Annotated in this window: 11 protein-coding genes; all 11 read right to left on the bottom strand. The window is 34.0% G+C overall.

The window, feature by feature from the left end; all coding sequences use genetic code 11:
- Window positions 1-256, bottom strand: a 256-nt coding sequence (locus CYP84_RS03035) for a hypothetical protein (protein ID WP_141089188.1), incomplete at its 3' end; no start/stop codon positions are given.
- A complete protein-coding gene (locus tag CYP84_RS03030; protein ID WP_258033881.1) occupies window positions 253-738 on the bottom strand; it encodes a hypothetical protein in 486 nt (161 codons plus the stop codon). The genes CYP84_RS03035 and CYP84_RS03030, both read right to left, overlap by 4 nt.
- A gap of 178 nt (window positions 739-916) precedes the next feature.
- Window positions 917-1438 (bottom strand): Hcp family type VI secretion system effector, encoded by a 522-nt coding sequence (locus CYP84_RS03025; RefSeq protein ID WP_012001093.1) that lies wholly within the window; start codon window positions 1436-1438, stop codon window positions 917-919.
- A 64-nt stretch (window positions 1439-1502) separates the two neighbouring features.
- Window positions 1503-2420, bottom strand: coding sequence for a hypothetical protein (locus CYP84_RS03020; RefSeq protein WP_103569546.1), 918 nt, complete (start codon window positions 2418-2420; stop codon window positions 1503-1505).
- Window positions 2421-2429: 9 nt separating this feature from the next.
- Window positions 2430-5918 carry a type VI secretion system membrane subunit TssM gene (gene tssM / locus CYP84_RS03015; protein WP_103636631.1) on the bottom strand — a complete coding sequence of 1163 codons (3489 nt, stop codon included), beginning with the start codon at window positions 5916-5918 and terminating at the stop codon, window positions 2430-2432.
- A gap of 77 nt (window positions 5919-5995) precedes the next feature.
- Window positions 5996-6892 carry a type VI secretion system baseplate subunit TssG gene (locus CYP84_RS03010; protein WP_103636630.1) on the bottom strand — a complete coding sequence of 299 codons (897 nt, stop codon included), beginning with the start codon at window positions 6890-6892 and terminating at the stop codon, window positions 5996-5998.
- Window positions 6889-8607 carry a type VI secretion system baseplate subunit TssF gene (gene tssF, locus CYP84_RS03005; protein WP_103636629.1) on the bottom strand — a complete coding sequence of 573 codons (1719 nt, stop codon included), beginning with the start codon at window positions 8605-8607 and terminating at the stop codon, window positions 6889-6891. Before tssF ends, CYP84_RS03010 begins: the two co-directional genes overlap by 4 nt.
- The gene (locus CYP84_RS03000) at window positions 8607-8996 is read right to left on the bottom strand and encodes a hypothetical protein (RefSeq protein ID WP_012001091.1); all 390 of its coding nucleotides are present in this window, start codon (window positions 8994-8996) and stop codon (window positions 8607-8609) included. The genes tssF and CYP84_RS03000 overlap by 1 nt, the downstream gene beginning before the upstream one ends.
- Before the next feature lie 8 nt (window positions 8997-9004).
- Complete coding sequence (tssC, locus tag CYP84_RS02995) at window positions 9005-10453, bottom strand: type VI secretion system contractile sheath large subunit (RefSeq protein ID WP_021086376.1); 1449 nt, start codon at window positions 10451-10453, stop codon at window positions 9005-9007.
- 2 nt (window positions 10454-10455) lie between these two features.
- A complete protein-coding gene (gene tssB, locus CYP84_RS02990; protein WP_012001089.1) occupies window positions 10456-10941 on the bottom strand; it encodes a type VI secretion system contractile sheath small subunit in 486 nt (161 codons plus the stop codon).
- 80 nt (window positions 10942-11021) lie between these two features.
- Window positions 11022-11397 (bottom strand): hypothetical protein (locus CYP84_RS10705; RefSeq protein ID WP_180996370.1); only part of this gene is annotated, 376 nt, incomplete at its 5' end.

Genomic DNA, 11397 nt, shown 5'->3' with positions numbered 1-11397 from the left:
AAATATAATCAAAGGTTTTTGGCTTATCAACTACATAAGAAAGATACAATAAATCAATCCAAGTGGATGTCAGTTTTGTTGATTTCACACCGATATCTGGGCTACATTTAAAATCTTCTATATATGTTTTCATATACATTGCTGTTTTTTCATCGCTTATATCTTTGTTTGCTACAATGTTTAATGAATTTACGCATCCAAGATAATGTAAATTGATGATTGCTATATTAATAATAAATGAAATCAATATGCTCATTTATTATCCTTTTTATATTGCTCTAGCAACCTATCTAAATCTTTTTCATCTCCTACTATCTTTAATATAACTCTCAAATAACCATAATAATAAGGATCTTGCCCATGATCTAATAGTTTTTTAATTAATTTAAATTTTTCTTCTTTAAATTCTTTATATTTCGGTGTTTTGACAAATTCTAGTAGCTCAGGGCTTGCTTTTTTGTTGTCTATACCGACACCATTTTCTCTAAAGAAAAATGCAAAACTCATACCTATAGACGTTGCTAAGCTTGCATTAGCGGCTGTACCTTTTGCCAAAAGAGTATCAAAAGTTTTTATTTTATTTATATCATAAGCATACTCTAATAAATTTGGTCTTATTGAAAGATCTGGTATTTTAATAGTCATATTTGCATCGCATCCAAGATCATCTATGTAGTATTTGATGTACTTAGCTGTTTCAGCGTCACTTAAATTTTTATTAAAAATGAGTCCAAACATATCCGTGCAGTTTGCTTCATGTGAATATAAAGATGTTATGAGAAATATGATCATAGTTAGGTGTTTCATATCGCATTTCACATATCATGGTGTTTTAAAAGATAATGATAAAAAGGGCTCATTTGTGTCCTTCCAACGAGAAGATTGATATCCCTAGGGAGGATCCCTAGGTTATTTTTTAAGCTTTTTTAGTAGCTTCTCTCCAGTCATCGCTTCCGCTTGTGCCTGCAGCTACGTGCTCCCAAACTATCTTTCTATAGTTCATTGAAACTTTAAAAAGCTCAGTTTTGTCGCTGTTTAGCTTGTCTTGAGCATTTGGACTTACTAGAGTGATATCTGTTATAGTTGCATCTTCTAGTTTTGTAGTGAAGAAGTGCTCAGCACCACCGCTAGTTGATGTTCTGTACCAGTGGATCTCAACCTCTGGAAGTCTCTCACCTTGAGTTAATGCGTTGTAAAGAAGTGGAACAGCTTTGTTTAAAGATGTTGTAAAGCTAAATGGCTTATGTACTCTTTGTCCTGATGGTTGGCCACTTTGTGGATCTACTGGAACAGTTACGATGTGAGAAACCTCTTGTGCCATGATCTCATCTTCGTGACCTGACTGATAGCGATTACCGATACTAGCTTCTGTTGAAGCACCACTTGAGATAAGTCCTTGAGTAGAACCTTTCACCTTAATATACACTGGTTGTGACATATTTACTCCTATTAAAAAATTTGGTTATTTTAACTTTTATTAACTTTCTATTTTATTAAAAACATTACTTTTTTAACATATAGCTTTCAAGTGCTTTATGTAATAAATAATTAAACGCCTCTTTATCTTCTCTGGTGCTTTTTGTTACAGCACCAGAGAGATATTTGAAAAATGAATTATTCTCGACTATATCGTACATTTGACTATATAGCTCTTTGCAAATAAGCTTAAGCAAAACAGCATTAACAAGCGTCGTGTTGTCGCTTAGAGGCAGCGTTTTTATAATAGTTTCCATATCTTTTGTATTTAACGTCCTGCTCTGCTCGCTTATAGGGCTCATGTTTGGCTGCACTTTTATGCTCTCAACTAAATTCATCAAAAGCTCATCCATGCTCTTTGCTGTTAGCATCCTTTGACTATTTATATCTTCTTCATCGAAATTTTGAGCGCTCTCATTTAAATTTAAAGGTACATCATTAACATTTTCATTTAAAGTGATATCTTTTTCTTCATCTATGAGAGAATTTATCTTTGGCTCTTCTTTAAAATCAACATTTGAGATTTTCCCAACTGGCTCAAATTCTTTATTATCAAGCTCATCAAAGTTTTTGGTATTTTCTATGATCTTGTGAGCTTTGCCGACATATTCGTCTATCCTAGAAGGATCTATAAATATAAATTTAAGCTCTCCTATCCTAAAAATATCTCCTGGATTTATCACGCTTTCATAATCATCAGGCAACTTCGAATAAGAATCGCTATAAAATATCTCGCATCCTTCGTATCCGCAAATGGTAAAAACACCCTCTTCAAAGCCTATATGAGCGTGCTTTGAAGCTATAGAGCCACTTGTATCGCTGCATGGAAATTTAACCGTATCTAGCGAGCCTATGTCTCCGCCATTTTCATCAAAAATGACATACTGCGCCAAAAAGCTCGAGGCTTTATCGAAATTTTGTATAACCGCTGCTATCTCTTGCATATTTTTTCCTTAATAAAGCATCTTTCTTGGTAAATCAATAGTTGGTATGATATTCATAAGCTCCAAAAGCTCTCCACCATTTGGAGTAACTTCAAAGCCAAAATATGACTCTTTTTTACCATCAAAGTTAAGCGTACTAACGCCGATGCTGCTGAAATTTGAAGCCTTTAAGAGCTTGTACCAGCCCCACTCACCATCAAAGCTGATCTCTTTTTTGTCGCTACCTGCATTTGAAACTGCGTTAAATTTAAACTGTGTTGAGATATCAAAGCTTTTACTTGAGACAAGTAAATTTGATGGGATCGTGTGATCATACGCCAAAGAGTTATTTCCGTAGCCTATATTTATGTGGCTGAAATTTGCCGATAGATCAACTGCTTTTAAGTTATAGTTTAGTTTTAGCTCATCATTTGAGTCAAGCATCAAATTTGAAATTCTATCGATATAAGCGATATTTTCAAGGAAACTTTTATTAAATCTTAGCTCTTTTGCATATTTTGGTCTTACTTTGTAGCCACTGCCAGTTTTGCTTAAAATTTGTTTTAGATACTTATCATAAAAGCTATTCCAAGTTCCGTCTTTGCCAAAAAATCTCTTAAATTCTTCGATACTAACAGCTTTTGCTGAGTTTTCATTAAATGGATAATAAGGCTTTATAAGACTTTCAAAGTCATCAAGAACATCATCTTTATAAGCTGTTGCTAAAAGCGATGAAGCTCCGTTTTCTACCTGTTTCCAAGCAAGCTTTGATAGCTTTTGATAGTACTCATTTAGCTCATCTGGAAGCTTTTTAGCGTCATTGTTTAGCACGATAAATGGATCATTCTCATTTTTTATGCCATTTATCGCATAAACGATCTTGTCGTCACTGCTTTGAAGCATCTCAAAGTTATAGTCACTAACTTTTTTATAGACATTTGTGACGTCATTGCTAATAAGATCTAGAGATCCGTCAGAATTTAGCGCATGATAGTTTGTAAATTTAGTGCTAAAGTCTGTAAATACACGTTTTATCTCGCTTGAAGCAAAGCCTAGAGAGTAGATGTATTTTAGTAAATTTTCATCATTTAAATTTGTATTTTGGTTGGTTAGTTTTATAAGAGAATTTAGCGGGTTTTCTCTTTTTGACAAAATTTCAAGCTCATCTATGACCTCTTTTTTAGTAGCAAATTCATTTGGCTCGATCGCTCTTAAAATTTGGTTCCATTTATCAGCATAGTTTTGCAAGTAAAGCTCAACAACAGCGATGCTTAGCTCTTTTTTCTCATTTGAGCTGATATCTTTTAAAGATGAGTTTGTATCCATCAGCCATGACTCGATGCCTGCAGTCTCATCGATGTTTGAGCTAAGTTTTGCCAAGAAGTCTCTTAAATTTTCTTTTGTATAAATTTTATTAAATGGTTTAAACGCCTCTTTTTCTTGAACTACTTGGTTTAAATTTTCAACCTCTTTTTTGATGTCGTAGAATGATTTTTCATCTTTAAATGAGATAAACTCAAGTATCGAGTAGAGCCTTTTTGCTCTTTGAACAGGTGTTAGTTTAGTATTTGCAGCACTTTGGGCGCTCTGATCTGCTGAAATGCTTAAATTTTTAGCATTTAAAATAGCTTCAATGTGTGCTAAAAACTCATTCTTAGCAACGCCATATTTTTCAAATTTATCCCAGTTTGCAGCTATCCAAATTTTAAATAGATCTACGTTTGTATAGTTTTTATCAAAAAGTGAATCATACATATAAAAGGCTTTTATAAGCTTATCTGGGTCACTCTCTGTTTTTAGGATATTTTCCATCTCAGTTAAAACTGTATTTTTAAAAAAGTCAGCACTAAGATCGTAATAAAGCGCTTTAACAGGCGCAAAACCTTTATAAGAAGTATCAAGAGTGATGTACTCAAATTTAGTGTCACCGCTAAAGATCCTTGGATAGTCGTTTAGACTTTGTTTTAGCAGATTTAAAAGCTCGATCTTTTGTGTAGCGGTAAGATCTTTATACTTCTTGCTATCAAGATAGTTAGAGATTTTATCTACGTTGTTAGCCGCAATTTGCTCTTTTGTATTTTTGATATTTAAAATATAACTAGAGCCAAAATAAACTCCCACACAAAGTGCAGCCACTAGAGCGAAATTTATAAATTTAATAAATCTATTTTGCGCACCAAATTTAGTTACATTTGCTTTAAAAGCGATCTCTTTTAAAAATGATTTTACAAAGTAGCTTTGTTTGCTGTAATTATTTACCGCTCTAAGAAGTGGTTTTTTGATGCTATATTTATCACAAATTGTATTTGTAAGGTAGTTTATAGGGATGTTTTCTTGATATGCACTTACAAAATAAACTCCATTTATCACAGATGTGTTTTTAAGAGCATTTTGAGAGCTTAGCTTTGTGACAAAGTCTTTTACCAGCACGAAGAAATTTTCAAGCTGTTTTAAGAACAAATATGAGCGTTTTTTATCTTCTAGCATGTGCGAGATCGAGTTTTTGCTCATTAGGTGTTTAAATAGTGAGTCGCTTAAGCCCTTAAGCTCTGTCTCAAGTGTTTGGGCGGTGAAATTTGAGTCTAAATTTATACCAAGTGCTTTGTTTGCCACGTCTTCATTAAATAATTTAAAATAATCACCCATACCATCTATAAGATCAAGCTTGCTAAAGACTACATAAATAGGAAATTTAATGCCAAGGTGCTTTTCACAGTCATTTATCCTCTTTACCATATACCTGATAAGCTCGTCAAAATACTCTTGAGTGCCTTCTAGAAATTTTTTCGTATCGATGATAAGCACGGCGCCGCTTAGTCTTGAGTTAAAGTCATTTCTCTTTAAAAAGTGTAAAAACTCGTTCCAAACGCCTTTTTTAAGTAGATAGTCTCTGTTTTTCTCTACATCATCTTCAGGAAGCTCCTCTGTCGCAGTTGGCTGATAGAGGCTCTCTTGCGCAAAGTGAATGCCCTCAGTATCTAGTAATGCGCCAAATTTTGATACATAAAGGTTAAAATTTGTCGTACTTTGGTGTATCTTTTTATATGTATCTAGGCTGTCAGATAGAGGAAATTCGATATTTGAATAGTTTATAAAAGCACTTTTGCCAGCGCCCTCGTTGCCTATTATCATTATTAATGGCAATTTTTTGAAATTTATATCTTTTTTCCAAGTCGTTTTGGCATCTTTTAGCGAAAGTAAGAAATTTCTCTTTGCTTTGCCAAAACTATCCAATGACTCTTTTTTGATCTCTTTTAGTTTGTCGTTTTTCTCATCTTTGCGTGATGCAAAATAGTTCATCAGCGGTCTGAGCAAGACAAAAAACAATATAACTGCCCAAAAAGCAACTAGCACGCTAACTCGTGAGCTAACGCTAGCAAAGCTGTATATATCGTTAAATGCTACAAGTGGGGCATAGAGCCAAAACAAAACACTAAGAGCGATAGAAGTTACTAAAACAACACTGTGTTTAAACCTAAAAAATGTGAAAAATCTGCGTAAGTAGTCGATAAATGCCATAGCTGCAAATCCTTTTACAAATAAATATATTTCTTTTATGTAATTATATCAGATTTTTTTGATTTTGGAGTTAAATTTTATGAACAAAGTCTAAATTTTATAAAATTTGACATTTTTTTATCATTTTTAAGCCTTGAACCAAAGCCAATTTGACTACTTGTATATTTTGACCCGAGCTTAAACTGCATCTTGTGAGAGTAATTTATCTTCAAATATAAATCAGAAACAAATTCATCATTAGTAAAATAAGAAAGAGTCTCTTGAAGCTCTTTAAATTTATCTTTTTTGGGGAAGAAATTTACAGCCTCTTCGTACTCTATGCCGTTTATAAAGACTGCGATCTTGGTTTGCTTTTCAAAAAGCTTTTTGCCAAGGATGAAATTTTTACCAAGCGTCCTATTTTTATGGCCTAAAGAGTTTAAATTTGATGGCGCTATGAAAATTTGATTTGGTAAATTTTCAAGTATAAAAAGCTTATCTTTTAGCCCAAAGTGGCTCTGAAGCGCAAATTCAACCTCTTTTTTTGGCCTTCTTTGGCTAACTGCAAGTGGCGAAAATGGCAGAAATTTCTTTGCAAGCAGCTTTTCTTTTATATTAAGCATATCAAGTAAGATCTTTGAAATTTTATCATCAAGCTCATCTTCAAAAGATCTTGCGTAGTTTTTCAGACTAATGCTGTCAAAAAATAGCCAAAGCAAGTAGTTGTCAAAAAAATCAAAAAATAGCTCATAGCTATTGTCATTAGTCTTTGAAATTTTCTCTAAAATGTAGCTTGTTAGGTGCGAGCCGCTTCCTAAAAGACCCATAAAATTTACAATTATCTTTGTAAGCTCCTGCTTATCTAAGCTCTCGAGCTCTTTGATCGGGTAGGCAAAACTCGAACTATTTTTTAAAAATATCTCGCTCCTATCCCTATTTTTTAGGATGTTTTTTATCAGCTTAAAAAAAGAAGCTTGGCTTATCTCTTCGCTCATACAAGCTCTTTCGTGCCGCTTAAAAACCCATAATCAAATAAAATTTTACTCTTTACGCACTTTATCTTAAGCTCGCAAAATGAGTTAATAGAAGCAAATTTTGATAAAAACTTAGCCAAATTTATACCTAAAACATAGACATTTCCAAGGCTTTCAAACTCGCTCTCATCTATATAAAATATACAAAGCACTCCTCTTTTTGCAAAGCCGCCATCGACCCTGTGGATTTGTTTTGTCTTTATCTCATGAAGCGAGCTAGAAAATTTCTTCAAAAACTCATCATCAGGTAGCATAAAGGCATTAAGCAGTGCCAAAAAAGAGCCCTTGTTTAGTATGCTTTGATAGCTAAATGACAAGATACTAACTAGCCTCCAGAGTAAATTTCCATCTACATTTACACGTTTTACGCTAGTTGGGATAGTTAAATTTTTGGTTACTACGCCTTGGTGATTTTGGATTTTGTTTATCTCGCCTAGTTTTAGACTAGTTGGCAGGTCACCGTTGCAGCAAAGCGTCTCGATGCTCACGGTCTGCTCTTTAGTGTCATTTTTAAAAAATGAAATTTCTTTGTAAGAGTTTAGTTTCATATCTATTTTGTTGCTTACAAAGTAATAATCCTTTGATCTTTGGCTATTTAAAAACTCAAACCTCTCAAAGCTTTTGTAGTTTTTAAGTATCCTTTTTTCATTATTGCTGCTGTGAGCGACGACCTTTGTGATAGAGACTATCTCGTAAGCGTTTATGTTTGAGCGGTCGATGAAAATTCTATACTCGCTTCGTTTGTTGTTATTTTGTATAGGCTCAGCGCCTTTTGCAAACAAATTTATCGCTGGCGTGGCAAAGAGAGAAAAATACTCTAGTCTTGGCACGTAGCCATTTGGCATATCTTTTGAAAAGACAAATTTGATGTTAAAGCTTTTTGTGTCAAATCTCTTTAAAAAACAAAGTCCGTTTATACGGATGAAATTTAGTTTAGATGAAAAATACGAAAGCTCTTTTATAAGCTCAAACGCCTCAAAACCAAACTCATCGCTATTTATCAAAGCTTCATCAAATTCATCCAAGCTAAGCTTATCAGCTCCAAGTTTTATCTCCTCATCGCTATCTTCAAAGCTTACGACTATAAATTTCAAGTAGTTTTTTAGCCACATCAAAAGAGTTGAAGAGAAGTATATGTTATCGCCAAGATATAAATTTAAAAAGCTGGTATCAAGCTCTTTGGTGCTAAGTTCATCTTTGGTGATAGATATGTTTAAATTTAAAAGATAGTCGCTTTTGTTGTTTGACATGAAAGCTTTTGATATCTTTAAAGGAAGCAAATTTACATCATATATCGTCTGAAATTTACAAGCTACGCCGTTTATTGGCTTTGACTCTATGATGCTGCCCTTTGGTATAAATTCCTTTTTTTCTGAAAAATCATCTCTTAGAGCAAATTCTTGCATGCAAACTGAGGGGAAAGGATTGGTGTAGCTTGGCATTAAGATATTTATCAAAGACTCAGCTATTAAGGGGATATTTTCATCTAACTCTTGTCTAATCCTTGATGTCAAAATAGCCATATTTTCTATGATACTCTCAACATCGGGATCTTTGCTCTTAGTATCTAAAAATGGTGCAACCTTTGGGAAATTCTTTATAAAAAGTGCTCTCGTTTCATCAAGATACGCCATCTCTTTTTGAAAATAAGCTAAATTATTTTCATTATAATCCATTATAAAATCTCACAATATCTATTGTTCTTAAAAATAACCTTTAGCAAATACTCTTTAAAGTTGTCGTTTTTATGCTTATAGTTTATGTTAAAGATGATACGCCAAGGCTTTAGCGAGTCATCGTAGCCGATAGAGGTTATCTCTATTCTATTTTCGTTTGAGGTGATTAGTTCATATATCGCCATGCCAAGTCTATGACCAAGCTCGTTTATCTCAACCCCAACCGACCAAAGATCGATGATACTATCGTTTAAACGGCCGTAGTTTCCGAGCCTTGAGTTTAAGATAGTATCGATATGATCTTTGATGTCGCTGTCTAGGTCTTTGAAGTAGGGACGAAATTTTGACTCATCACTAAATTCATATAAAATTTTATCTATCAGCGACATGCTTAAATTTACTCTTTATCCAGCTTACCAACCAAAGAAAGCTCAAAATTTGCCCCCATAAATTTAAAGTGAGGTCTAGCTAGAAGCTCTATCTTGTACCAGCCTGGCTCGCCAGCTATATCGCTAACGATGACTTTTGCGCTTCTAAATGGTCTTCTGCTTCTTACATCAGCTGGTGGGTTTTCCTGATCTGAGATGTACTGTCTTAGCCACTCATTTAAGCCACGTTCAACGTCACTGCGCTCTTTCCAAGTACCGATCTCTTCTCTTTGAAGTACTTTTAGATAGTGAGCCAAACGAGAGATCAAAAATACATATGGAAGCTGTGTGCCAAGTCTGAAATTTGTCTCGGCAGCTTTGCCTTCTGGAGTATTTGGGAAAACTTTAGGTTTTAGCACTGAGTTTGCAGAGAAAAACGCTGCGTTATTGCTATCACGTCTTAGTGTAAGTGTGATAAAGCCGTTTTCTGCAAGTTCAAATTCTCTTCTATCTGTGATCAAAACTTCGGTTGGAATTTTTGTCTGAACGCTTCCGTAGTTTTCATAAGTATAAGTTGGTAGGTCTTTTACAGCGCCGCCACCTTTTGGTCCGATAATGTTTCCGCACCATCTATAGTCCGCAAAACTCTCTGTAAGTCTTGTAGCAAACGCATAAGCGCCGTTGCCCCAAAGCATATCATCGTGCTTATCGACGCTTTCGCGGTAGTTAAAGCTTTTTATAGGGTTATCTTCTGGGATATATGGAGATCTAGTAAGAAATCTATTTACCATACAACCTGTATATTTTGCGTCTTCGTTCTCTCTAAAAGTTCTCCATCTTGTGTATTGAGGACCTTCAAGTAGGCTCTTTAGATCTTTTATGTTTTCAAGCTCGCCAAAGTTATCAAGTCCGAAAAATTTAGAAGATAGCGAAGTTAGAAGCGGAGAGTGGCTCATTGCCGCAATTGACGACATTTTGTTTAAGAAAGTCATATCTTGGTTTGACTTATCTAGCTCATAGTCAGCAACTATCGCGCCAACTGGCTCGCCACCAAATTGACCATACTCAGCTGAGTAAATTTGCTTATAAAGTGTGCTTTGAGTTATATCTAGATTGTTTTCAAAGTCATCTAAAATTTCTTCTTTTGTAGCGTCTAAAAGGTCGATCTTTACGTTTTCGTTGAAATTTGTTCTCTCAACTAAAAATCTAATGCCGCGCCAAGTAGATTCTAGCTCTTGGAAAGATTTATTGTGTAAAATTTCATCCATCTGAGCTGATAAAAGCGTATCTATGTGAGCTATCATCTCATCAAGTGCTAGCTTATTTATCTTCTCTTCAGCATTGTTTGTTGTGATGATATTTGAGATAAACTCGGCAACTCCTTGCTTTACTACGCTATAACTTTCATCATCTTTTGTATATTTGCTCCTTTGCATTATGCTTTCAATGATAGGAGTTTTTACTTTAGTTTCAGACATTTTTATTCCTTATCTTTTTCGTCTTTAAGCTCTAAAAGAAGCTGTTTTCTACTATCTTCATCCTTAATAGCCTCTAAAACCGCTTTTCTAAAATCAGGCATATTGCCCATAGGTCCTTTTAACGCAACTAAAGCTTTTCTAAGCTGTAATAGCTTTTTTAGCTCAGGCACTTGGTTGATGATATTGTCTGGATTGAAGTCTTGAATGCTTTCAAAATTTAGATCGATATTTAGATCTTCGCTACCAGAATTTAGTCTATTTTTCACTGAAAATTCAGTATGAATGTCTAAACTTTTCATAACTTGATCGAAATTTATCTTATTTATAGAGACAACTTCGCGATCTTCAAGTGGAGTTTGGTTTTCACCAGTTAAATTTGAAACTACCATCAGCTTTAATGGAAGCTCAACGTCTGCTTCTTGGTTGTTTGTTTTGGTTCTATAAACAATGTTTATACGTTCTTTTGGTGGGATTGAATTCTCTGCCATAATAACATCCTTTTTTTGAGTAAATGATTTAAGAATTATAATTAAATAAAATTAAAGAAGTTTTAAAAAAACATATTTTATCACAAAAATGTTTTTGCCTTTATATAAATATCTGACAAATAATCCTTAAGCTCGGTGTTTTCTATAAATTTAACTATTTGCGAATATACAACTTTTGCATTGTTGTCCATGCCTTGGCTTGTAAAAATTTTGGAAAGCTCTAACAAAAAGCTAAGCTCGCTTTGCGAATTTGTTGTATATTTGCTTCTATCAAGGGCTTTTATCAGCTCTTCAAAGCTCATATCCTTTTTCATTTCGTCACTAGAGATAAAATTTGCAGTCTCTTTTTTACTAAAAAATTTAGCACTCTCTTCGCTGAAAAATGCCTCTTCACTTTGAAATTTAAGCTTTTTCATATCTGAAAATTTTTCTATGAAATTTAAAGTCATACTAGAA

It is taken from the genome of Campylobacter concisus, assembly GCF_002912425.1.
GTDB lineage: Bacteria > Campylobacterota > Campylobacteria > Campylobacterales > Campylobacteraceae > Campylobacter_A > Campylobacter_A concisus_AH.
This window is presented reverse-complemented; position numbering and strand designations above follow the sequence as displayed.